This window comes from Bradyrhizobium sp. 613_E4_N2_2 (genome assembly GCF_052075995.1).
Lineage (GTDB): Bacteria > Pseudomonadota > Alphaproteobacteria > Rhizobiales > Xanthobacteraceae > Bradyrhizobium > Bradyrhizobium barranii.
In genome coordinates, this window is the sequence record NZ_CP197234.1 from 2,882,023 (window position 1) to 2,904,718 (window position 22,696).

20 protein-coding genes are annotated in these 22,696 nt (G+C 61.3%); 12 read left to right on the plus strand and 8 right to left on the minus strand.

The window, feature by feature from the left end:
- Nucleotides 1–9: 9 nt before the first annotated feature.
- On the minus strand, nucleotides 10–1,410 hold the full coding sequence (locus tag AB7290_RS13580) for a capsular polysaccharide export protein, LipB/KpsS family (protein WP_085405815.1): 1,401 nt from the start codon (nucleotides 1,408–1,410) through the stop codon (nucleotides 10–12).
- Between the two features lie 179 nt (nucleotides 1,411–1,589).
- Between AB7290_RS13580 and pseG the strand changes: the two genes are divergently transcribed.
- The 11 genes from pseG (at nucleotide 1,590) to AB7290_RS13635 (ending at nucleotide 13,488) form a co-directional block, all read left to right on the plus strand.
- A complete protein-coding gene (pseG, locus tag AB7290_RS13585) occupies nucleotides 1,590–2,690 on the plus strand; it encodes a UDP-2,4-diacetamido-2,4,6-trideoxy-beta-L-altropyranose hydrolase (protein ID WP_085405816.1) in 1,101 nt (366 codons plus the stop codon).
- A 102-nt stretch (nucleotides 2,691–2,792) separates the two neighbouring features.
- Nucleotides 2,793–3,443, plus strand: a complete 651-nt coding sequence (locus AB7290_RS13590) for a formyltransferase family protein (protein ID WP_085405817.1) — start codon at nucleotides 2,793–2,795, stop codon at nucleotides 3,441–3,443.
- Nucleotides 3,436–4,548: a pseudaminic acid synthase gene (pseI, locus tag AB7290_RS13595; RefSeq protein WP_441253474.1), complete on the plus strand. Its 1,113-nt coding sequence runs from the start codon at nucleotides 3,436–3,438 to the stop codon at nucleotides 4,546–4,548. The genes AB7290_RS13590 and pseI overlap by 8 nt, the downstream gene beginning before the upstream one ends.
- A complete protein-coding gene (locus tag AB7290_RS13600) occupies nucleotides 4,541–5,935 on the plus strand; it encodes a surface carbohydrate biosynthesis protein (RefSeq protein WP_085405819.1) in 1,395 nt (464 codons plus the stop codon). The genes pseI and AB7290_RS13600 overlap by 8 nt, the downstream gene beginning before the upstream one ends.
- A 3-nt stretch (nucleotides 5,936–5,938) precedes the next feature.
- Nucleotides 5,939–7,447, plus strand: coding sequence for a lipopolysaccharide biosynthesis protein (locus tag AB7290_RS13605; RefSeq protein ID WP_085405820.1), 1,509 nt, complete (start codon nucleotides 5,939–5,941; stop codon nucleotides 7,445–7,447).
- Between the two features lie 257 nt (nucleotides 7,448–7,704).
- Nucleotides 7,705–8,457, plus strand: coding sequence for a class I SAM-dependent methyltransferase (locus tag AB7290_RS13610; RefSeq protein WP_144030887.1), 753 nt, complete (start codon nucleotides 7,705–7,707; stop codon nucleotides 8,455–8,457).
- 193 nt (nucleotides 8,458–8,650) lie between these two features.
- Nucleotides 8,651–9,538 (plus strand): hypothetical protein, encoded by an 888-nt coding sequence (locus AB7290_RS13615; protein WP_085405822.1) that lies wholly within the window; start codon nucleotides 8,651–8,653, stop codon nucleotides 9,536–9,538.
- Nucleotides 9,539–9,615: 77 nt separating this feature from the next.
- Nucleotides 9,616–10,479, plus strand: a complete 864-nt coding sequence (locus AB7290_RS13620; RefSeq protein WP_245344306.1) for a class I SAM-dependent methyltransferase — start codon at nucleotides 9,616–9,618, stop codon at nucleotides 10,477–10,479.
- An 85-nt stretch (nucleotides 10,480–10,564) separates the two neighbouring features.
- Nucleotides 10,565–11,992 (plus strand): DUF6418 domain-containing protein, encoded by a 1,428-nt coding sequence (locus tag AB7290_RS13625; RefSeq protein WP_085405824.1) that lies wholly within the window; start codon nucleotides 10,565–10,567, stop codon nucleotides 11,990–11,992.
- Nucleotides 11,989–12,828 carry a hypothetical protein gene (locus AB7290_RS13630; RefSeq protein ID WP_144030889.1) on the plus strand — a complete coding sequence of 280 codons (840 nt, stop codon included), beginning with the start codon at nucleotides 11,989–11,991 and terminating at the stop codon, nucleotides 12,826–12,828. Before AB7290_RS13625 ends, AB7290_RS13630 begins: the two co-directional genes overlap by 4 nt.
- Before the next feature lie 99 nt (nucleotides 12,829–12,927).
- Complete coding sequence (locus AB7290_RS13635) at nucleotides 12,928–13,488, plus strand: D-glycero-alpha-D-manno-heptose-1,7-bisphosphate 7-phosphatase (RefSeq protein ID WP_085405826.1); 561 nt, start codon at nucleotides 12,928–12,930, stop codon at nucleotides 13,486–13,488.
- Here AB7290_RS13635 and pseF read toward each other — a convergent pair.
- From pseF to pseB, 3 genes are read right to left on the minus strand one after another with little or no spacing between them, the layout of a single operon-like run.
- Entirely contained in the window at nucleotides 13,485–14,174 is a 690-nt protein-coding gene (pseF, locus tag AB7290_RS13640) for a pseudaminic acid cytidylyltransferase (protein ID WP_085405827.1), read from the minus strand. The two genes, AB7290_RS13635 and pseF, sit on opposite strands and share 4 nt — an antisense overlap.
- Nucleotides 14,171–15,352: a UDP-4-amino-4,6-dideoxy-N-acetyl-beta-L-altrosamine transaminase gene (pseC, locus tag AB7290_RS13645; RefSeq protein WP_085405828.1), complete on the minus strand. Its 1,182-nt coding sequence runs from the start codon at nucleotides 15,350–15,352 to the stop codon at nucleotides 14,171–14,173. The genes pseF and pseC overlap by 4 nt, the downstream gene beginning before the upstream one ends.
- Entirely contained in the window at nucleotides 15,349–16,350 is a 1,002-nt protein-coding gene (pseB, locus tag AB7290_RS13650; protein ID WP_085405829.1) for a UDP-N-acetylglucosamine 4,6-dehydratase (inverting), read from the minus strand. Before pseB ends, pseC begins: the two co-directional genes overlap by 4 nt.
- A 192-nt stretch (nucleotides 16,351–16,542) precedes the next feature.
- Here pseB and AB7290_RS13655 point away from each other — a divergent pair, with 192 nt between their 5' ends.
- Entirely contained in the window at nucleotides 16,543–17,214 is a 672-nt protein-coding gene (locus AB7290_RS13655) for a class I SAM-dependent methyltransferase (protein ID WP_085405830.1), read from the plus strand.
- Between the two features lie 3 nt (nucleotides 17,215–17,217).
- On the opposite strand, the gene AB7290_RS13660 is transcribed toward AB7290_RS13655, so the two are convergent.
- From AB7290_RS13660 to AB7290_RS13675, 4 genes are all read right to left on the minus strand, one after another.
- A complete protein-coding gene (locus AB7290_RS13660) occupies nucleotides 17,218–19,470 on the minus strand; it encodes an N-acetylneuraminate synthase family protein (RefSeq protein WP_085405831.1) in 2,253 nt (750 codons plus the stop codon).
- Complete coding sequence (locus tag AB7290_RS13665; RefSeq protein WP_085405832.1) at nucleotides 19,467–20,156, minus strand: acylneuraminate cytidylyltransferase family protein; 690 nt, start codon at nucleotides 20,154–20,156, stop codon at nucleotides 19,467–19,469. The genes AB7290_RS13660 and AB7290_RS13665 overlap by 4 nt, the downstream gene beginning before the upstream one ends.
- Before the next feature lie 300 nt (nucleotides 20,157–20,456).
- Complete coding sequence (locus tag AB7290_RS13670) at nucleotides 20,457–21,389, minus strand: class I SAM-dependent methyltransferase (RefSeq protein WP_085405833.1); 933 nt, start codon at nucleotides 21,387–21,389, stop codon at nucleotides 20,457–20,459.
- On the minus strand, nucleotides 21,386–22,441 hold the full coding sequence (locus AB7290_RS13675) for a fatty acid desaturase (RefSeq protein WP_245344298.1): 1,056 nt from the start codon (nucleotides 22,439–22,441) through the stop codon (nucleotides 21,386–21,388). Before AB7290_RS13675 ends, AB7290_RS13670 begins: the two co-directional genes overlap by 4 nt.
- Nucleotides 22,442–22,696: the final 255 nt, after the last annotated feature.

The following is a 22,696-nucleotide window of genomic DNA, read 5'->3' on the forward strand; positions in this document are numbered from 1 at the left end:
GTGATCCGTTCAGTGAGCAGCCGCGGGCTCGGCGAGCGCGGCCCGCAACGAGGCCGTGAACGTGTCGAGCAGCCCGGGATCGCCGATGTAGAGCTCGCCGGGAAACGAGCGCCGCCACGCGGCTTCGAAATAAGGCGCTCCGCTGGCGGGGTCGAACGGTCCGGCCCGGAGCGCCTCGCGCAGGCGCTTCGGCACGTCGGCGAGACGGTCGGTCGAATAGACCAGCGGGCAGGTGCGATAGAACGCATCGCCCATCACCACGACCGGCTTGCCGAGCAGCAGGGCTTCGGCGCCCGACTTGCTGTTGACGGAGATGACGGCATCGGCCCGATTGAGGACAGCGTAATTGTTGGTCTGCGGCGGCAACAAGACGAGATTGTCGAAGCGCCGTGCGAGCTCGAAGAGCCGATCCGCCGAGATCGCGCCGATCTGCGCGGGATGCTCCTTGACGACGAGCAGGTGCGAATCCGGAATCGTTCGCAGCAGGAAGTCGACGGTCGCGACCTGGTCGAGATAATCAGGCGCGCGCAGCGTCAGCGCCATGTCGGCGGGCACGTGGAAGGGATAGTAGACGAACGGCGTCTCGGGAATCGGGCGATAGAGCTTGCGCAGTCTCGCCGCGTTGACGGCCATCATCGCGTGCACCCTCGCGTGCCGCAGATTGTGTCCGAACTCCTGGTGCTTGCCGAGCGCGAACTGGTCCCACAGCTTTTCGGCGAGGCGGCGCGAGTTGCGCAGGTTCACCACCTTCTTGAAGGCCGCCGAGTAATGATGCGCGTCCTTCTTCGGGATCACGATCGCGCGTTGGTTCAGTGTGGCATCGAGATAGGATTTCACATCAGGCGAGACGTCGTCGGCGGGCTTCGCCATCATCTCGGGCGCGCCAAAACTGTCAGGCGTGAAATACATCCGTCCGCGAAAGAACGACGGCTCGATGAACCAGTTGCGGATGCCGCGGCGCTTCGCGGCGTAGAAGCTCGTGATCACGGAGAGGAAGCCGCCGAGCTCCTGTACCAGCTCGGCGCGTTTGCCGCGGCTCTCCAGCCGGTCGAGCACAGCCTCCATGGCGTTGGTGTAGATCATGAAGCGACGGCGCAGCGCGGCGGTGTCGCGGATGCCGAAGGTGAAGCGCTCGTGGCTGAACAGGAAGTTGGAGCCGTCCAGGCCGTAGGCCTCGATGCGGCCATCGAAAGCCTGCCGGTCGTCGGGCGAGGGCCCGGTCTTGAGGCCTTCGCGGTACATGTTCACGACCGGGACGCCCGCGGCCTCGGACATCTCGGCACTGCGATCGTCGAAGGCAAGCAGTTCGACCAAATATCCCGCCGCGCGCAGCCGCTGAGCCACCGGAATCCAGAATCGGGTCTGGTATTCGGCCAGCGTCGTGATCAGAAGGGTTTTTTCGGGCGACATGTGGGGCGGGGTTGCTCGGTTGCGGTTTCCGCATATAGAAGCCTGCACGATAGCTCAAGGGGTGGATTGGGGCCGGTTCCACCACCGAAGTGTGGTAGGAGACGGCCCTATCTGGCCAACCGTGGCGGGCACCCGGTGCAGGCGGCCCGGGGCGGGATAGAGGAAGGCGGGCGCAAGCGATGAATAAGCAGGTCGTCTTCCGCGTCGATGCTTCGGTCGAGATGGGGCTTGGGCACCTCACGCGGTGTCTCACACTTGCGGACGCGCTCGCCTCGGGCGGAGCGCGGTCGTGCTTTCTCATGCGCAGCCATGCGGCCGGGTTGGCACACCTTGTCGAGAGCCACGGACACGCGGTGCGGCTTTTGTCAGATCCCTCGAAGCGGCCCGAGACCGATGATCGTGGCGGACCGCATCGACACTGGCTGCCCACCACGTGGCAACAGGACGCAGACCAGACGCGCATCGCCCTGGACGAGATCGGTCCGGCCGAATGGCTCGTCGTCGATCACTACGCCCTCGATGCCAGATGGGAGCACGCCTGCCGCCGCGAGGGCACGCGCATCCTCGCCATCGACGACCTTGCCGACCGTGCGCACGACTGCGAGATCCTGCTCGACCAGAACCTCGTATCGCACATGGAGACGCGCTATCGCGACCGGGTCCCGTTCGCCTGCGTGCAACTGCTCGGGCCCGGCTATGCGCTGCTTCGTCCGGAGTTTGCCGCGCAGCGTCGTCTGCTTGCGCAGCGTGACGGAAACATCGGTCGCATTCTGATCTGTTTTGGCGGCTCCGATCCGACCAACGAAACCGCGAAAGCGCTGACGGCGATTGCGAGGCTTGCCCATCCGTCGCTCGCCGTGGATGCCGTCATCGGCTTGAGCAATCCGCATGCGGACTCGGTTGCACAGCTCTGTCACGGACTGTCGGGCACCGAGCTGCATCGGGGAGCGAACAATATTGCCGAATTGATGCGGCGGGCGGATCTGTCGATCGGGGCCGGCGGCGTCATGAGCTGGGAGCGTTGCTGCCTGGGTCTGCCCGTGATCGCCGTCGATATCGCGTCGAATCAGGTCGGCGCGCTCGAGGCATTGGCTGCGGAACATGCGGCGGTCTATCTCGGGGCGGCCAGTGACGTGTCCGGAACAGCTCTGGCCGACGCGATTCGAGCACTGCTGGACGATGCTGCCCGGACCAGGGCGCTGGGCGAAGCCGCGCTGGCCCTGGTCGATGGGCAGGGGGCGGACCGGGTCGTGGCCTGCATGCGGGCCACTTCCGGTTAGGGCAGGCAGGAGCGGCGAAGCCAGGTATTTGGCAGACGGGCCGGTTTTTGTGCTAAATGCGGCGCGGTCTCGGGGAGCCGTGTTCCGCTTTGTGATCAAAGAATGAAGATTTCGATTCTCTGCTCAAGTGCCTCACACCCGGTCTACGCTCATCTGGAACAGTGGGCGAGGATCGCGCGCGCCTCGCACGATGTCGAATTCGTGCAAAAGAAGGCCGAGCTGACGGGCGGCGATATCCTTTTCCTGATCTCGTGTCATGAAATCATCTCGGCGCAGGACCGGGCGAGATACGGTGCGAGCTTGGTGATCCATGCCAGCGACCTTCCGCTCGGGCGCGGCTGGTCCCCCCATATTTGGCAGATTCTCGAAGGAAAGCATGATATCGTCGTTTCGTTGCTCGAGGCGGAGGATCAGGTGGATACCGGCGCCATTTGGGCGCAGCGCCACATGGCTCTCGAGGGCCACGAGCTCTATGACGAGATCAACGCGAAGCTGTTTGCCATCGAAATGGAGCTGATGAGCGAGGCGGTGGCCGTTGAGGGGCGAAGGGCGCCCATGCGCCAGGATGGTCGCACTCCGACCTACTACCGAAGGCGCGGGCTCGAGGATTCGCGGCTGGATCCGAACCGCCCGATCGCTGAGCAGTTCGAGCTCCTGAGAGTGGTAGATCCGCAACGTTTCCCCGCGTTCTTCGACTTTCGTGGTCATCGCTACGTGGTGCGTATTGAGAAGGTGGAAGCGACCGATGAGTGACACGATATCCATTGCCGGGCGGTCGATCGGCCGGGCGCATCGGCCGTTTATCATTGCGGAGATGTCGGGCAACCATAATCAGTCGCTGGAGCGCGCGTTGGCGATCGTCGACGCAGCAGCGAAATCGGGCGCGCATGCGCTCAAGCTTCAGACCTACACCGCCGATACGATGACGCTCAACCTTGGCAGCGACGAGTTCTTCATCGACGATCCCAACAGCCTCTGGAAGGGGCGGTCGCTGCACAAGCTCTATCAGGAGGCCTACACGCCGTGGGAGTGGCACGCGCCGATCTTCGAGCGCGCGCGATCGCTCGGCATGATCCCGTTCTCTACGCCCTTCGACGCAACGGCAGTCGATTTTCTCGAGAGCCTTGGCGTTCCCTGCTATAAGATTGCCTCCTTCGAGAACACCGATCTGCCGCTCATCCGCAAGGTTGCCGCGACCGGAAAGCCGATGATCATCTCCACCGGCATGGCAACGGTTGCCGATCTCGACGAGACGGTCCGTGCGGCGCGAGCGGCGGGCTGCAAGCAGCTCGTGCTGCTGAAGTGTACGAGCACCTATCCGGCGACGCCCTCGGATACCAACCTCATGACGATTCCACACCTGCGCGCGCTGTTCGATTGCGAGGTGGGGTTGTCGGACCACACTTTCGGGATCGGCGCTTCGGTGGCGAGCGTGGCGCTCGGCGCAAGCGTGATCGAGAAGCACTTTACGCTTGCGCGGGCCGACGGCGGCGTCGACTCGACGTTTTCCATGGAACCTTCAGAGATGGCGGCCCTGGTGGTCGAGACCGAGCGGGCCTGGATGGCGCTCGGCGAGGTCCGTTACGGCTTGACCGAGAAAGAGCGGGACTCCCTGATCTTCCGCCGTTCGCTCTATGTGGCCGAAGATCTCGCGCCCGGCGACGTGCTGACCGAGCAGAATCTGCGCATCATTCGCCCCGGTCTCGGTCTGCCGCCAAAATATTTCGAGACTCTGATGGGTAAGCGCATCGGCCAGGCGGTCCGCCGCGGTACGCCGATGAGCTGGGATCTGCTGTCATCCGCTGAAGAAGCGGCGTCTGCGCAGCAGGTGACTACGGCGAGGAGCGCGCGTGGCTGACCAGCCGCATGTCTGCCTGATCGTCGACAACCCGCTTCGCGACCTCGAAGGGCTGGTGTTGCTGGCGCGCCAACTGGCAACGCGCGGCGCACGGGCCACGCTGGTGCCGATGTACGAGCAGGGGTTCGATGTTCCGGCGCTGCGGCCCGATATGGTGCTTGTCAACTACATCCGGCCCAACAATGTTGACCTGATCAAATCCTACAAGCGCGCGGGAGTTCTGGTCGGTGTCCTCGATACCGAAGGCATCGGCGGCAAGAACGCCGATCAATTCGCCGGCATGGTGAAGGGGACCGGCTGCACCGACCTCGTCGATCTCTATTGCGTTTGGGGGCAGGCGCAATATGCCGCTTTCCTGCGGCAAGGCACCGTCCCCGCTGAGATCCTTCGCGCGACCGGCTGCCCCCGGTACGATTTCTGCGCGCCTCCCTGGCGCGCGGCTTTGCCCGAACCGTCGGTAGCGTCGGGTTATGTTCTGATCAACACGAACTTTCCGACCGTAAACCCGCGGTTTTCGGGCAGCTCCTCCGACGAGGAGGGGGCTATGGTGCAGGCTGGTTTCACCCGCGAGTTCGCACGCCAGTTCATCGCAGACGGCCGGGAGGCCTATCGCCATACGCTGGGCATGGCGATCGAGCTCGCGAAGCATTTTTCCGACGTGCCGTTTGTGTTGCGGCCGCATCCGTTTGAAAATCTCGATTCATACGGGGCCTTCGCCGATTTGCCGAATGCAAGCGTGATCCAGAGTGGAACCTCGCTCGAATGGATCAGCGGTGCGCGCCTGCTGGTTCATCAGAATTGCTCCACCGCCATCGAGGCCACAATGCTGAACGTGGAGCCGCTGAGCATGGAGTGGTTCAACACGCCGGCCCTCCGCCTCGATGCGGCGACGCGGGTCAGCCGCCGGGCGCATGGCGAAGCGGAGCTGATCGAGTTGGTGCGGCAAGGCCTCGAGGGCAAGCTGGCGCACCCCTCTTCCGAGATTGTGGACTTTCGCCGGGAGATCATCAGCGATCTCTACCTTGCCATGGATGGCGCGAGCTCCGTTCGGGTTTCGGAGGCAGTGTTGTCGACGATGGCCGCGGGCGAGCAGCATCTCCGTCCGGCGGCTGGGTCGCGCTCGCCGTCGCTTCGCGGGCTCGCTGCGGCGGCCGCCCGTCGTACCTTGGGACACAGGGCAGGCAAGGCTTTGCGGCGCCTCTACGGCTCGGCCGAGGGCGAGCGTCGCCGTGCGGGCAAGGTATTCGGCGATGGACTGGTCAACACGATATTGCAGCGTATCGATGCTGCTTCGGCGGACCGGCGCCGGTTTGTCGCCCGGACGCCCGCAAGTATTCGGGGCGGCATGTTCAGCGGTGCCAGCCTGCAGCTTGCGGAAGTGAACTGAACTGTGCTGCGCCGGTTTCTTCATAATACCGCAATCTCGGCCGTCGCCTACGGCGTTGCCGGGGTGCTGGGCCTGTTCGCGGTAGGCCTGATTGCGAAGTCCTATGGGCTTGCGGTGCTGGGGCTTATCGTGCTCTTGCGCTCATTCCTGCCCAGCGGCTTCCTCGCAGTGATCGATCTCGGCGTTTCCGAGATTACGACCCAGGTGATTGCGCGGGGGCGGCTCGGGGACTGGTCCACGGCCGGTGAAAAGGTTTCGTTGCTGACCTTGCTTGCCTTAGTCACCGGATTGCTCTCGGGCGTGCTGCTTTGGCTTTTCGCGGCGGACCTTGCCGCTATCTTCAAGGTTCACGCCGATCAGTCCCCGGATTTCATTGCTATCTTGAAGGTGACCGCGCTGATCATGCCAATTGCCTTCCTGGGGCTGGCTGCAGAAGGAGCGCTCAAGGGATTTGAGCAGTACAGCTGGCTGCGATTGACCGAGGTGGCGGGAAGCGTCGCTTACGTGGGATCAATCTTCATCGCTGTCTGGAGCAACCTTTCATTTGCCTGGATCGCCTACGCGTATCTCGCGACGATTGTTGCCAAATACGTGGTGCTTGCGCTCGTCGTCTGGCTCTTTGCGCGCAACTCCTCGCTCCGTTTCAGGTCATGGACCCCCTCGAGCCGGAACGACGTGGCCTACCGGTGTTGGCTCATGTTCAACAACCGTATCGCAGGAACTTTCCAGCAGACGCTGGTTCCGCTGGCTATCGGTGCACTTTACAGCCCCGTCGAAGTCGGAACCTACGATGTGCTGACGCGCCTTCCCCGCTTTCTCAAGACGACAATGAGCCCGCTTTATTCGGCAATTCTTCCGATTTCGGCACATCTCGACGAACGAACCGACGTTAGACGATTGCAATTGCTGGGACGAAATGGCCTCGTTCTACCTGCCGCGATCGTTGTGCCGATCCTTGTCGTCGTTGCATTGTTTTCCCAAGACATATTGCGCGTCTGGGTCGGGCCCGAGCATTCGAGCGAATGGCCGTGGTTGGCTCTGTCGCTGTTGGTTCCGGCTGTGACTGTCATGCTGGGGGCCGGGCAAACCGCTTTGATGGTCAGGTCGGATTTCCTGCGTCTCAACACGCGCCTGCTTTATCTGCAGGTCCTGGCGCAGTATATTGTGACGGCACTGACGCTGGCTTGGCTGCGCGAGCGCGCCTTCATATTGGGGTGGTTGCTGTCTTATGTCGTATTTGCGCCTTTGATTGCGCACCGCATGCTCTCGGTCATGCACTTGCCAAAGATGTTGTTCTGGGAGCAACTGGGCAAGCAAACATTAGTGGCAGCTGTGCTTGCCGCGGGGACGATCGCGTATAAGGCCTATTCGACGCCGTATACCCTTCCGGCACTGATCATAGTCGGGGCGATCGCCTGCGTCGCAGCATGGGTGCTGAGCATCGCTCTGATCCTTTCACAGAGCGATCGAGCCATGTTCGGCAAATTCGCCCGCGCGCTGACGCAGCGGTGATCTCGTCGCATCAATCCAATTCCGCCGTCGGCGACCGGCCGAGGCAGCGTCAGAGTGTCGGCGTCCTCGGCCCGGTCGGGCAGTGCCGGCTCCGGAATTCAGCTGGTCCTTGCTGGATCCGACGTTGGGGCCTTGATCAGGCCCGGTCTTCATCTAAAATTGAGGAGCTGAAGCGGCCAACCGCCGGCAGCTTGCAGAATTGGCCGGCGCTGCACACGAATAGCCGGCATTTGCGTTAAGACAGGCGGGAGAATTTCGTGTTCAGGCTTCCTAGTTTCCACCCCAAGGTCCTCCTCTGGCGTGCTGGGACCAATATCGGGCCTCTGCCGGTGCTGGTGAGGGCGCGGGAGTCTGCCGTATGGCAGGATTTCTGGCGGACCGAGAGGAGCGAGGCGGCTTTTCTCGACTATGCGAAGAATACGCCCTTGCGAGATTGGCTTGCCAACTATTGCGCCGGCCTGCGGCCGGAATCGGTGGTCGAACTCGGCCCGAATGTCGGGGCAAATCTTCAGGCGATCTGGCGGGCTGATCGCAACATCAAGCTCTATGGCGTCGAGCTGAACGACAACGCTGTCAAATGGGGCATGCAACACATGCCAGAGGGCTGCGGCGCGAAGCTGCTGACCGGTTCGATGGCCGATGTGGAAGGCGTGCTCGAGCGTAACGGCGTCGAGGGCGCGGACGTGGTCTTCAGCTGCGGTGCCACAATGCACGTGAACGACGATATCTTCGCAGCCGCGAAGCAACAGGCTCTCAAGCTTGCCCGCAAGGCGATCATCCACGTGGAGTACAATGCTTGGACTCCAGCGGAATTGCAAAACGGACGAAATTGGCGTTCGTCTTTCTTGTCAGATCGCTGGGTTCGGGACTATGTGGCGGAGTACGAATCCATGCCGGGCGTGTCCCGTGTCGATTGCATTCGCATACCGCCGGAGATCAATGTCGCGCGCAATATCGGTCGACTTTGGATCAACGATATGACGGCCATGATTGTCGTTCATCGGAACTGAGCGATCGGGTACGGAGATCGATTCCCGCTCTGGCGACAGGGGATCCGCTTCTACATCTTCTAGGATGTCCGGTTCCAGAAGGGTACTCTTCGGTTGCCCATAATGCATGGATTTGCTAAGGGGCAAATCGCTTGGCCGGGCCGGTCAAGGGGTCTGAACGATATTTCTTTCCGGCAGGTTGGGGACGGCAAAGATGGGATTGATGTCCAGGGCGCTTTGGCAGGTGAATCGGTCGCCGCTGCGATGGGCAGTCAAAACGGGCGTCAGCACCTGGCATTACGGCGCCAAACGGCAGCGCAAGCAAGAATTGAACGGCTTGGACGTCAGCGCGGCGCAGGAGGCTGCGGCGAACGGTTTGAACCGCGACGGTTATGCCATCGTCAGCGAACTGATCGACCCCTCCTTGCTGAAGCAGCTTGCCGCGTCGGGAGAGGCAAAGCTCTCGGAAATCGAGGCCGCCGACAAGCAGCAGGCCGGATACTGGAAAAAATTCCTGGTCCACTTGCTCGACTCGGAAATGGTCGACGGCAAACTCGCGGCCGATAATCTGTTTGTGCGCTACGCCTTGCAGCCAGGTGTAGTGAATGTCGTTGCCTCGGCGCTGGGAGAAGTCCCCTGGCTCGACTACGTCATGCTGTCGTATTCGAGGCACACCGGGCAAGCGCTTGCGTCATCGCAACTGTGGCATCGTGATCATGACGATGTCAGGGTGGTGAAATTCTACACCTATCTCACCGACGTGCAGGAGGACGCCGACGGTCCGTTCACGTTCCTGTCGCGGCAATCGACCGATCGATTTGGCTATCCGCTGCTCGGAAGTCATTTCAGCGACGACGAGGTATTCGAGAAGGTACCGCGTCAAGACGTGAAGGTGATGAAGGCGCCTCGTCTTGTTTCCTTCATGATCGATACCAGCCGTTGTCTGCACATGGGTAGCCGGATCGCCCCCGGTCATGGCCGGCTGATGTACACTGCGACCTTCATTGCTTTTCCCCGTATGTTTCCCGGGGGCAAGAACCGGCCGTTCCGCGCAACTCCGGGCACCTCCGAACGGGACAAGATGATCCTGGGGCTTGGTTAACCTTGGCGTTTCCGCTATCGCGAACGGCGAGGCCACCGAGATTTCCATGAATCAGCAATCTAGAGGCGTGATTGACAGTGTCGCCTGATATCGCACCGGCATCGACGCTGGAATTGTCCCGTGCCTATGCGTCGGATTTTGCACGGAGCCTCCTTCGCCTCGCATTCAAGAATGTCAAACGGACGGGCGACGTCGTCGATTCCGAATACAATGGCGGCGCCTGGGACAGGGTGCTGAACGAACGCGCCTGGCTCGGTGCGCCTCTGGAAGAGTTTCTCGCGGGGCAGACTCGCTCACCTCGACTGGCGAAAGTGAACGGTCAGCTCGTGCGTATCGCCACGAAGGACTATTACAAGTATCGCATCCGCGCGCTGTCGGAACTGATGATGCGCCATGTCGGCGACGCGACATCCCTGGTCGAGTTGGGATCTGGGACTGGTTATAACCTGTTTTCGCTCAGCTTGGATCCTCGCTGGACGCAACTTCGCGGCTTCGACATCGCGCCGAACGGCATTGAAGCGGGACGACAGATCGCTCGCCATTACGGCCTGGACGGGCGCGTTAGCTTCGACCGGATGGATCTGACGGACGCGCATGATCCCCAGTTCATCCAACTCGCAGGCGCAACGATCTTCACTCACTTCTGCATTGAGCAAATCCCCTACGCCGTGGATGCGGTGATCGAGAACATTCTGCGGGCGCGGCCGAGCCGTGTCGTGAACATCGAGCCCGCGATCGATATGCTGAATTTGTCCGATCCGCGCGATCTGGCCAGCCGGCTCTACTTGAAATCGGTGGATTACCAGACTCGCCTTTTCGCTTTGCTGGATGAGCTGGAGCGGAAAGGGCGGATTCGCATTCTTGCTCGCGAGCGGATGGCCTACGCTCCCACATTGCACAACGACGGTCTCTTGTATGCATGGGAGCCGCTGAGCGGTTGATCGAGCCAGGCTTCCAATTCGAGGCTTTCCAGGGCGCGCCTCGCCGCGCCGGGTTGCGTGGATGGGGGAACATTAAGTGGGCGCAATGCTGTGGGATTCCGAAACGCTGCTCGCATTGCTGTTGAATGTAACCGTTACGTTTTTGGTCTTTGCGCTTATCACACGAATTTCGCTGAGCCAGCCCGGGTTGCTTTTCCTCTCTTTCTTTTTCTTCTTTTATTGTGCCTGGAGACTCGCCTCAGTCTTCTACATTGACGTATTCGGACCGATTGTCTCCGAGCAGCTGGAAAGAAGCATAGGCCCTGGGCTTGCGGCGGTGCCACTAGGCGCCTGCCAGGCTCTTGTCCTCCTGATGTTGCTTGTCTCCTTTCATCCGCAGCGTTTGAAGGCTCTCGCGGCCGCATCCAATCTCAAAATATCGAGTTTCATGCCGGCCGGACGTCTCGATTTGTTCGATCTGGCGTTCTGGGTCGTCCTCTTGTTCGAGGTTGCTCTCTGGATCGAGATGCTGACCGGGGGGACGATCCCGCTTTTCAGCAAGATCGAACGGCTGGACTATTCGCAGCAATTCGGAGGCTTTCTCCACGGACGCCTGATGGATTGGGGGCCGATGCTGGCTTTCCAGCTAGGATTGCTTTTCGCGAGCCCGGTGCTGCGTGGCGCGCGCTTCGACTTCCGATTTGGAGCGCTGTTCGGCGGCCTGATGGTTTATCTGCTCTTTGTCGGGCACAGGTTTTCGTCGTTCTTTCTGTATTTCTCGTTCTTCATTATGCCATTGGGCAGCATCGTCTTGGGGCGCAGCAAAGCTGCAGCGTTCGACCATTTGGCATTCTATCGCATGCTGCGCGCTCTATGGTTGCCGGTGGCCGGACTTGGTGTCCTCGTTCTGGGGGCTCTCACATATTCCTATACCGTCGTGCGTGGTGCGGAATCGGAGTTGCTTCAGACCAAACTCACTCAGCGGCTTCTGGTGCAGCAGGGCGAGATGTGGTGGATGACGTATGAACGCGTTTTTCTGCACGGGGACTGGAACGCGCGTCTGGCCTTCGTCAAGCTTTTCCTGGATCCTTTCAACCCCAACCGCAATTCGACAATGCAGCTGCTGATGGAGCTTGGTCTGCCGATCGAGCGCGCGCATGCCTTGCTCGATTTGGGGGTGGCCTATACGGGCGGTTGGCCGGAAGTCTTGTTCGAACTTGGTGGACCGGTTAACGGATTCATTCTGGTTGTGCTCTCGGCAGTCATGTTTTCGGAGTTCTTGTTCTTGTTGACGCGCTGTGTTGTTGAGGAGCGGTATGCTACTTGCTTTTTCCTCACGCCGATATTGTATGCGGTTGAGGTCTACCTCGCGTCGGGAATGATGAATTCGTTTATCCAGCTGACTTTTATGACAAAGCTGGTGGTGGTGATTTTCGTTTACGTCCTGGAAGATAGATGGCGGGCGAGGTTGATGGCATCGGCATCGCCTGGAGTGGGGCAAGCGACAGCACTTGAGAGGGAAGTCACGCCATGAGAGATACGTCGGCTTCCATATCGGCTGCTTCCTATGTCGGCGGGATGTTCAACTACCTGGCCCGCTCGGTTAGATTCCGGCTGAAGTCCATCGTCCTGATTCCGCTTGTTGCGGCGCTGGTTGTGTTCGTCGGGGACTGGATGCGTCCCGTCGGTTACGCGGCGCAAGCCGTGGTGCGGGTCGGCCGGGTTGACGGAGCCGAGCTCGCGCCGATGTCGTCGATCGTATTCCAGATGAACTCGGCGTCGTTCAAGCGCCGGGCTTTCGGTACCGCGGACTCATCGGCTGCTGGCGACGCCAAGGCACGTAGATTGATTCTGGACAGCTTCGATGTGCGGCCTGCAACTTCCGAAATGCTCGCGCTGTTCGTGGGTGCTCCGAGCGAGCAGGCTGCCACCGAAGCGCTCCAGGCCGCGGTGCGGACGCTGAACGCCGATCAAGAGAAGATTCGTGCGCTGGCGCTCTCGGAGGTCAACACCCAGATCGCCTTGGTTGATTCCAATATCGCCAGTCTCATCAGGGTTCGGGAGGAGCTGGCATCCCTTGGCTCGATCGGGCCTTCGGCTGCGAGCGATCCAGCCTCGATGATACTGCGGCGAGTGTGGTTGCTCGATCTGATTGTGCGAAACGAGGAAAAGTTGGTGGTCGCGACGAACGATCGACGGGCCCTGGCGGAGCGGATCGGGCCGTCCAAGACTTACCCGGCGACGCTCAGCGACGATGTGACTGTCCGGCAGGTCTCCCCAAATCCGCTTCGGCACGCAATTTTCGCCGCTGCGATCGTTCTGCTGATCATGCTCGTATACGCCATGGTGAGCAGGCCAGCATCAGCTTAGACTGCCGATCCATTCGCGGGATGTTGATGCCTGCATGTGGGATGAGTCGGCCGCGGATCGAGCAATTCCAGGCCAAATAGTTGCGGAGCCTTCGTCAACATGCAAAATCCTACTGATCTTGCGCATCTCGAAAGCGAACTGACGGACCGGCTGAAACGCCCGGCCGTATTCTTCGATCGCGATGGTGTGCTCAACGTCGACAAGGCCTATGTGCACAGGATCGACGACTTCGAGTGGATGCAGGGAGCGCGCGAGGCCGTCAAGCTCTGCAACGATCTCGGCTACTACGTCTTCGTTGTCACCAATCAATCGGGCGTCGCCCGCGGCTACTTTGGCGTGGATGATATTCACCGTCTGCACGACTGGATGAATAGCGAACTCGCTGCAATCGGCGCCCATATCGACGACTTCCAGTACTGTCCCTACCACGAGGAGGGCACGGTCGAGGCGTATCGACGCGCGAGCAACCGGCGCAAGCCGGCCCCCGGCATGATATTGGATTGCATGAAGGCGTGGCCGGTCCGCGCTGAGGGCAGTCTGCTCGTCGGCGACAATCCCCGCGACATCGAGGCCGCCGTAGCCGCGGGAATACCCGGACATCTGTTCCCGGGAGGCGATCTGGCCGCATTCCTTCGTCCGCTGCTCGCCGCCCGGAGCTAGCTCCGGCCGATCGCACGGAACATGTATTCCGCCTGCTCCCAATCTTCGACGGTGTCGATGTCCTGGACGAGGTGCCGCGGCAGCACGACCCCGACGGAGCGCTCCGAGAAGATCGGCACGTCTTCAAGGAAGCCGGCGGCTGTACCCCAGTAGAATTGGCCTGCATCGTGATAGGCCGGCTCGAGGTCCTGCGACCGGGTGAGGCGATGCTCTGGATGAAACGGATCGACGCGGCCGGCCGGGGTCATGCGCAAGGCGCGCTGGATCGCGAAGGCGTAGCTTGTCACCGAAAACGCGAAGGCGGCGTCGGAGCTCGTGAGGGCGTCATAGGCCTCGCGCAGGAAGCGGGCCTCGATCAGCGGCGCAGTCGCGTAGATGCAGCAGACATGAGTGACGTCGTCACCGCGCTCGATGAACCAGGTGACGGCGTGCCTGACGACTGCGGCCGTCCCGGTGTGATCGTCGGCAATCTCCTTCGGCCGAACAAAGGGCGCCGCCGCGCCGAACTGGCGCGCCACCTCGGCGATCTCAGCGTCATCAGTGGAGACGATAATTTCGTCGAACAGGCCGCTCGCCTGCGCCGCCTCGATCGAATAGGCGATGATGGGCTTGCCGCAGAATGGACGGATGTTCTTGCGCGGGATGCGCTTGCTGCCGCCGCGCGCCGGGATGACGGCGATCTTCACGCGAGGATCTTCGTAAGCGCCGCGACGACGGTGTCCTGTTCGGCATCCGTCATCTTCGAGAACAGCGGCAGCGTGATGGCGTCCTGGTAGTAGCTCTCGGCCTCCGGGAACATGCCGACCTTGAAGCCCAGGCGCTGATAATAGGGCTGGGTGTGAACGGGGATGTAGTGCACGTTGACGCCGATGCCGGCGGCACGCAGCGCCTCGAACACCTGGCGGCGGCTGAGCTTGATCTCGTTGCGCCGAAGCCGGATCACGTAGAGATGCCAGGCCGAATTCGTGTCCGGATGCTGCCACGGGCAGGTTACGGGCAGTCTCGCGAGCAGGGCATCGTAGCGCGCCGCGAGCTGACGCCGGCGCTCGACGAACGCATCGAGCCGCGCGAGCTGGCTGCTGCCAAGCGCTGCCTGGATGTCCGTCATGCGGTAGTTGAGCCCGAGCTCGATCTGCTCATACATCCAGGGGCCGTGCCGGTCCTCGTTGGAGCGCCGCTCGTCGGCCGTCGGGGGCGACTGCATCGGGCGAATGATGCCGTGGCTGCGCAGATAGGAGAGCCGCTCGGCGAGCTTCGGCGCGTTGGTCATCAGCATCCCGCCTTCGCCGGTCGTGATGATCTTGACCGGATGGAAGCTGAACACGGTGACGTCGCTGAGGGCACCATCGCCGACCTTGCGTCCGCGGTACTCGCCGCCGACGGCGTGCGAGGCGTCTTCGACGATGTGGAAGCGGTAGCGGTCGGCGAGCGCGCGGATCTCCACCATCTCGCAGGACTGCCCAGCAAAATGCACAGGCACCACCACCTTCGGAAGACGGCCCGCGGCCTCCGCCTGCGCGAGCTTTTCGGCCAATGCAGCAACGCTCATGTTGTAGGTGCGCGGATCGATGTCGACGAAATCGACGCTCGCGCCGCAATAGAGCGCGCAATTGGCGGACGCCACGAAAGTGTTCGGCACCGTCCACAGGATGTCGCCGGGCCCGAGATCGAGCGCGAGACAGGCAATGTGAAGTGCGGCGGTTGCGTTCGAAACGGCGATGCCGTGGGCGGCGCCGCAATATTTCGCCAGCCCCTGCTCGAAGCGAGGGCCGGCCTGTCCCTGAGTCAGCCAGTCCGACGTCAGGACATCCCTGACCGCGTCGATGTCCTCAGCAGAGATATCCTGGCGCCCATAGGGGATCATTGGATCGCTATCTTGTTGAACTCTCTGATCTCGGCGACGTCGAGGAAGTGCTCGTTCCTGCCGGAATTATACTCGAAACCATCGGACACAGGCTCGCCGTGCTCGCCGATCTGGTTGGTGAGATAGTCGACGTCGCGGCGGAAGAACTTGATCGTCGGCTTGATCACGAAGTGGTCGTGGAACTTCAGCGTCAGGTGCGAATCGTCGGTCGGACACATCACTTCGTGCAGCTTTTCACCCGGCCGGATGCCGATCACACGGATCGGCAGGTTCGGCGCCATCGCGGCCGCGAGCTCGGGAATGCGCACCGAGGGAATCATCGGCACGAAGATCTCGCCGCCCGACATGCGCTCAAAGCTCTTGATCACGAAATCGACGCCCTGTTGCAGGGAGATCCAGAACCGTGTCATCCGCGGGTCCGTGATGGGCAGGTGATCGGTGCCCTCGGCGATCATCTTGTTGAACAGGGGGACGATCGAGCCGCGCGAGCCGACGACGTTGCCGTAGCGAACCACGCTGAACGCGGTGCGATGGCCGCCGGCCATGTTGTTGGCGGCGATGAACAGCTTGTCGGAGGCGAGCTTGGTCGCGCCGTAGAGGTTGATCGGCTGGGCGGCCTTGTCGGTCGAGAGCGCGATGACCTTCTCGACGTTGGCCTCGAGCGCCGCCTGGATCACGTTCTCAGCGCCATGGACGTTGGTCTTGATGCATTCCATGGGATTGTATTCGGCGGCCGGAACCTGCTTCAGCGCCGCAGCGTGGATCACGAAGTCGATCCCCTTCATGGCGGTGCGCAGGCGCTCGCCGTCGCGCACGTCGCCGATGAAGTAGCGCATCACGGGCTGGTCGAAGTCCTGCTGCATCTCATATTGCTTCAGCTCGTCGCGCGAATAGACCACGACGCGACGCGGCTTGAAGTTCTTGAGGAGGCCGGCGACGAACTTCTTTCCGAACGAGCCCGTGCCTCCGGTGATCAGTACAGATCTTTCGTCAAACATGGGCGTTTACAACGGCTTGCGGTGATGTCGGGGGAACGGCGGCTGTTACCATAGGCATTCGTAGCCGTCTAGGCTGGAATCGCCATGCGGGAAGAAGTGGCCCGTTCAGGCCATCTTGCGCCGGGCAAGTCGAGCTTTCAACCGGCGGAGAGTTTGGCTAGATATTGGGGACGTTAACCGGCCGGGTCGAGCATGATTGAACGCATAAAGAGCAGCCCGAATGCATTTCCGCAGCTTCGGCGGCATCAAGATCTCGTCGACTTCATCAAGGAAGAGCAGCCCGGATTCGTCGGCAAGGTTCTCGATGTCGGTTGCGGACCCGGATATCTTGCCAAGCTGATGAGGGAGGCCGGGTTCCCCGATGTCCATGGCGTCGACTGGGGTGGGCCTTCATCTCTTATTCCGAATTCCGTTTCTTCCTACCAGCAGGTCGATCTCAACGAAGAGAGGCTGGAGGAAGTGGTCGATACGAAATTCGATCTCATCGTGTGCTCGGACACGCTGGAGCATCTCGAGCGCCCGGCCAAGGTCATAAGGTCGATGCGAGAGCTGTTGACCGATACGGGTTCACTCTACGTCACGGTACCGAACTGCACGAATATATTTCAAAGAGTGAGCTGGCTGCTGACGGGCAACAGCTACCGTTACCGCACCGAACGTCCCGGCGAGTTTGGCCACATCTCGCTGTTTCCTTCTTCGGTGATGCAGTCCCTTATCAATCGCGCCGGTTTGAAACAGGTGCGCAAAGGAAAGGGCTATATAGCCGCAGCCGGCTTCATTACCAGCAAGGGCATGAAGTTCAGCGACTTCTGGAGCTATTCGAGCTATTACCACTTCAAGCCGGTTGGACCGAAGCCTGAGTGAGCTCTAGCGGTCCTCGAAGTTCGACAGCCGCTGGAGCGCGACGCGAAAGCCTTCGCCGTCATTCTCGTGTCCCTGCCAGATCTCCGGGATGAACGAGGCTTGTGGTGCCTGCCTGTTCAGCACCCGGAACACGTTGCCGAAGTCGATCTCGCCCTCGCCGATCTGGAGGCCCTCGCCGTCGACGCCACGGGCGTCGGCCATGTGGACATGGGCGACGAACGATCCGATCGCCTCCATGAACTCGTCGAACGACCAGCTGTTCTCGGTGCATGCGAGCTGGGAATGCGAGGTGTCGAAGCAGATGCGCACCCCGAGCTCGCGGCAGCTGCGCGCTATGTCGTCGCTGGAGACGAACAGATTGTGATAGCGCTGGCCGCCGAAATGCCAGGGATAGGGCGGCATGGTCTGCGGCCAGAGCTCGACCGCAGGATCGGCGAGCTCGCGGACGCTGGCGCGCAAATGGGCTTCGCGAACCGCTCGTTCCTCGGCGGTCAAAAAGCGCGTGGATGAGAAGCCGCCGACGTTGCAGATGATGCCGACTGGGCCGTCGTTGCGAAAACGCTGCGCCAGCACCTTGGTCTTGGCGATAACGCGCTTCATCTCCGCGATCGAGCGCGCGCGATAGTCGTCGTCCGGTATCGTCAGGTCGAGCACGTGGTCGCCCTCGAACAGCTCCGGCGCGTGCACGATCAAGCCGCACGGATAGCTTTCGGCAAGGAAGTCGGCATCGTTGATGCCGAGGTCGCGATAGCTCAGGTGAAACTCGACGAAATCCGGATTGACCGCCGCGATCAGCTTGTCGGCGTCGCGATGGCGCACCGGAACGCCCCACGGGCGCCTGAAGCTGATTTGTCCACCGGCGGCGAGCTCTCCGAGCTCCGAGATGTCAGATGGATAGAGCGGCGTCTGCGCGGGGATCGCGCGCGGCGCCTTCCGTCCGATCACTTCGTCGATACGGTTCGGCGAAAGTCCCTGGCCCGGGCTGCGGATCTCGATCATCTCCCGCGTGATCGTGGTGCCGGCCGCGATGGCGTCGATGGCGAAGATCGACTTGCCGAGGCTGATGCGGTTGGCCTTCTCGCCCTGGCTGAGGATGCGGGGCAGGGCGCTGCCGAGGGAGTCCTCGACCTGGCGCACACCTTCGACCATGCGCTTGAATTCATGCGGCAGCAGGCTGACCTTGTGGTCGTTGCCTTCCTGGTCGCGCGCCAGCGTAAAATGCTTCTCGATCAGGCGCCCGCCCATCGCCACGGCCGCGACCGACACGAAGACGTCGCGCTCGTGCCCGGAATATCCGACCACGCTCTCGCAGAGCTCCTGGAGGCGCAGCATGTATTTCAGGTTGATGTCGCGGAACGGCGCCGGATAGGTCGAGTTGCAGTGGAGCATGACGTACTCCGCGCCCGACGTCTGGAGCAGCTTCACCGTCTCGCGAATCTCGTCCTCGGTCGACATGCCGGTCGAGCAGATGATCGGGATTCGCTGATCGACGATGTGCTGGAGCAGCTCGTGATTGGTGAGATCGGCGGACGCCGTCTTGATCGCCTTCAATCCGTATGCGCGGCATTTGTCCGCACTGTTGACGTCGAAGGCGGTGCAGAGCGGCTCCATTCCGAGCGAGGCCGAGTAGTCGAAGCAGCGATAGAGGTCCTCGTCGCTGAGCTGGAAGCGGTCGAGCAGGTCGAGCACGTATTCGGTGCCGAGATCCTCGCTCTGTCCCTTCGCCCGTTTGCCGTAGAGGCCGGCCATGTCGCGCATCTGGAATTTGGCGGCGTCGGCGCCGGCCTCCGCCGCCGCCTTGATCAGGGCCAAGGCGGCCTCGAGGCTGCCATTGTGGTTGTTGCCGATCTCCGCGATCAGGAAGGTCGGATTCTCTTCGGCAATGGTACGGCTGCCGATCCTGATGCCCTCGCCGGGATGCCGCTGACGGGCGACGCCGACGACGTGGCGCTCGGCGTCGACCAGCGGCACGTAGAGCACATCGCGCAGCAGCCTGTTGGCGGTCTCGCGGTCGCCGGCAACCGCGCTGCGGACGCGCCGGTTGCAGAGGTCGCCGACCGCGGCCTGCACGCCCGAGGCGGCGCCCGCGCCGATCCAGCGGATGATGTCGCCGTTCGAGAGGCTGCCGAGCAGCCGGCCGCTGCCATCGACGCAGAACACGATCTCGCGCCGGTTCGCCGCGACCTTGCTCGCCGCCTCCCGGATGGAGGCGTCCTCGTGCACCAGATAGCTCTGGAGGTCTCTGTCGATGATCATCCTGCGATGTTCCTGCGGAACGCGGCCTCAAGCGTCTCCCAATCGGAGAGCTCGTCGAGTTCGATGCTGCTGCTTTCGTCCATCTCGTGGACGACGATCTTGCCGTGAAGGCGCGCACTGCGCCCGCGCAGCCGATCCACGGTCGAAATGTAGAACGCGCCGTTCTCCATCAGCGTGCCATTCCATTGCTGGCGCAGTGGACGGCTCGACGGATCATAGTTGATTGGCGTGCCGTCGTCATTCCAGAAGAACCGTCGGGTCCTGACGCAGGTGACGAGCGAGTCCGCTTTGCTCGACACGAAATGAGAAATGGCGTCCGCGACGTCGCGGCGGGTGGTCTGCGGGCTCGTCGCCTGCGCGGTGATGAGATAGGGCTCCGAGATGTCGCAGGCGTCGATCAGGTCGTAGATCGCCTCTTCGGTGGTGGAGTTATCGGCCGCCAGATGGGTGGGGCGGGGATGCACGAGGATCCGGGAATCGATCGACCTGACCACGGCGGCGATCTCCTCGCTGTCGGTCGACACGAAGACGCGCGAGACCACGTCGCAGTCGAGCAGCGCGCTCAGCGTCCAGGCGCAGAGCGGCCGGCCGCAGAACGGTTTGACATTCTTGCCGGGGATGGATTTCGAGCCACCGCGCAGCGGAACCAGGGCGGCAAAGCTCGGCTTGCTAGACAACGCGTTCATTGAATCTACGTTCATCCATGCCAGGTGGGATCACCGCGGCAAGCGGTGCAGTCTCGGCGACGGTTGGCACGCCCCTCCGAAAATGTCGTGCGTGCCCGTCCGAAAATCGAAAAACCGGAGGTATTTCCAGCTCTTATCTCCCGCGACGCGCTGCTTGGTCGACCTCGATCAGCAGTCGCTAGATACGGCACGGGGCGGGATCGTGCAAGGTAAACGGCGGTCCGAGAGCCCGGAATTGGTTCTTCCGACGGCTCGGTGGTGCGGCCCGAATGTTGAGAGGCCGGACACGCGCACCAGGCGCTATTTCGACGGTAGCGTCAGATGAATATTCATCTGAGATGTTTTTGAGAACGGCATTCGCACAAAGTCGAAAGCGGCGAACGCGAGATGGAAAAATGGCGTTAGCGGATTTTTCAGAGATGGCCTGTTCGCGGAAACGTCGGCGAGCCCCAGCAACTTCAATTCGTTGATGGCGCTGACAGTCCAGAACGGCGCGCCCTGAGTATATTTGCATTGCAGGACTTCGAAGCCGGCCTCCTGACAGTGCCGAATGAGACTTTCCCTTGTGAACAAGACGAAATGACGCGGCGTGTGAAATCCACCCCAGGAGCGGTTCCTAAACAGCCGGGCATCAAGAGAATCGAAATTTGGCGTTTTGATCCAAATCCGTCCCCCGGGTTTCAGCAGGCCGCGAGCCTTTTCGAGGAGTGCTGCAGGATTGGGAACGTGCTCCAGCAGATTGAGCATAAGGATCAGATCGAACTGACGATCAGTCTTGAAGCCCTCCACCGGCGTGAGGTGAAATTCGTGTCCCTTTGCTCTGGCGGCGTCCTCCGCACCGGCATCGATGTCGACGACTGTGGTGTGGGTTACGCGGGGGTCAGCTCGCTTGAGTGCGTCGAGAAGCCACCCGCTGCCGCCGCCAACGTCTAGAGCGGACAAGGCATTTCCAGGAATTTGACGGGTGATGGATCTGAAGGCTCTATCGTCGAGGAAGTTCTTGATCTTTAGCGCGATGGAGTCTGCTTCCGAAGCATGGAAAGAATAGTAGTTGGACGGGTAAATTTCATTCAACCGGTCGAAAAGCATCGGGTGAATGAAAACGATGTCGCAGCCGGTGCAGCGGTAAAACGAAAACGTATCCGGCGTTGTAAAGTACTCAACGTCATTGGCATTCGCGAAGTGGCTGACATCGGTTCGCGTGCACAGAGGGCAGCACGGGTGGGAGCTCATTGTGTTTTGTTTCTCGTGACGATGACGTCAGCCCGAAGAAGGCCAAGGAATGTTTTGATATAGCTGGACCGACGCATCTCGATGATCGGGGCGATATCGGTATCGAGCAGATAGGCCTCGAGCTGATGGAGATTTGTATAGGAGACCTGGGGCTCCCAATGGTGCAAGAGATGTCGATCGAACCCGGCGGCGCCGAATAACGAGGAAAAGACGCTTGGGCCAAAGACCCGGGTGTAGGCGCCATGGTCTTGCTCGAAATAGTCGATGTGCGAGTCGGCGTCGGGGTCACGGTGTTCCAGCAGTTGCCGTAACGCCCCCAGAAACGGAAAAATCATGCCGATGCCGAGGATCCATGCAAAGCCGAGCGTGTAGAAATCAAACCAAAAGCTGGCGCCGACGATCGTGCCGTGAATTGAAAGGCCGATCAACAGCAAGAATGTTTCTCGGGTCGTTCGGGCCTTTCCGGCGCTCGTTCGTCGCTTGGAAAGCACCTCGATCGACCGCAGCCCGAACAGGCTCTTGAAGATGAAAAGCAGATTCAGCGGGAAGAAGTAGCTCATCTCGCTATCGTCTTTTTGGCCGAGCGCACGGTGGTGCTGGAAGTGAAAGGGCCTGTACGACTGGACGGAAGTGCCAACCATCCACGCGATCAGAAGATCGCAAAGCAGGTCGCTGTTCTCTCTACCTTGCGCCAGATTGAAGTGGGCGCCTTCGTGAATGAACAACTGCAGATAGGCGACCCAGAATCCGATCGCCAGGGCACCGCCCAGCGTTGCGATCCACGGGGGACATCCATAACGAGGAGCAATAGCGGTAGCGAGCGCCGTCGCTAGCAACGCGGCGTATCCAAGCGCGATGTCGGTCCATGCTCGAACGTACGAGGGCTTCAGGGTCTTCAGAAAATCCAGATAGCGCTGACCGCCTCGATCAACGAGGACCGGCCGCAGCGTCTGGAATTTTCTCGAATAATCCATGTCCGATCGGATCGCGACCAGGTCCTCGTTTTCCTCGCTCTTCAAAGAATATTCTCCCTGGCGCGACAATTTGGACAAGGCTTGCCTCGTCCGTTCGCGCGCCCGCTGCGCCCGCGCAAATCTATAGAATTTCCGCAACTGCAACTCAACCGGTTATTGCCCCGGCAACCGTCGCTATTCCGGCCCGACGCCCGTCCGCTCATGCCGCGGGTGGCGTGCAGCGCGGTTTCGCGGACGGCCGCCCGAGGGGCGTGCAGACCGGCCTACTCGGGCCGCCGTAGGTTTCATGAATTCCGCCGCCTTACACACTGGTCGCAGGGCCCGGAATTGGCT

Excerpts from the sequence above, each read along its gene's own strand:
- pseB (WP_085405829.1), bottom strand. The coding sequence starts at position 16,350 with ATGTTTGACGAAAGATCTGTACTGATCACCGGAGGCACGGGCTCGTTC.
- AB7290_RS13670 (WP_085405833.1), bottom strand. The coding sequence starts at position 21,389 with ATGAGCTCCCACCCGTGCTGCCCTCTGTGCACGCGAACCGATGTCAGC.
- pseC (WP_085405828.1), bottom strand. The coding sequence starts at position 15,352 with ATGATCCCCTATGGGCGCCAGGATATCTCTGCTGAGGACATCGACGCG.
- AB7290_RS13590 (WP_085405817.1), top strand. The coding sequence starts at position 2,793 with ATGAAGATTTCGATTCTCTGCTCAAGTGCCTCACACCCGGTCTACGCT.
- AB7290_RS13635 (WP_085405826.1), top strand. The coding sequence starts at position 12,928 with ATGCAAAATCCTACTGATCTTGCGCATCTCGAAAGCGAACTGACGGAC.
- AB7290_RS13625 (WP_085405824.1), top strand. The coding sequence starts at position 10,565 with ATGCTGTGGGATTCCGAAACGCTGCTCGCATTGCTGTTGAATGTAACC.
- AB7290_RS13660 (WP_085405831.1), bottom strand. The coding sequence starts at position 19,470 with ATGATCATCGACAGAGACCTCCAGAGCTATCTGGTGCACGAGGACGCC.
- AB7290_RS13655 (WP_085405830.1), top strand. The coding sequence starts at position 16,543 with ATGATTGAACGCATAAAGAGCAGCCCGAATGCATTTCCGCAGCTTCGG.
- AB7290_RS13580 (WP_085405815.1), bottom strand. The coding sequence starts at position 1,410 with ATGTCGCCCGAAAAAACCCTTCTGATCACGACGCTGGCCGAATACCAG.
- AB7290_RS13615 (WP_085405822.1), top strand. The coding sequence starts at position 8,651 with ATGGGATTGATGTCCAGGGCGCTTTGGCAGGTGAATCGGTCGCCGCTG.
- pseI (WP_441253474.1), top strand. The coding sequence starts at position 3,436 with ATGAGTGACACGATATCCATTGCCGGGCGGTCGATCGGCCGGGCGCAT.
- pseG (WP_085405816.1), top strand. The coding sequence starts at position 1,590 with ATGAATAAGCAGGTCGTCTTCCGCGTCGATGCTTCGGTCGAGATGGGG.
- AB7290_RS13665 (WP_085405832.1), bottom strand. The coding sequence starts at position 20,156 with ATGAACGCGTTGTCTAGCAAGCCGAGCTTTGCCGCCCTGGTTCCGCTG.
- AB7290_RS13630 (WP_144030889.1), top strand. The coding sequence starts at position 11,989 with ATGAGAGATACGTCGGCTTCCATATCGGCTGCTTCCTATGTCGGCGGG.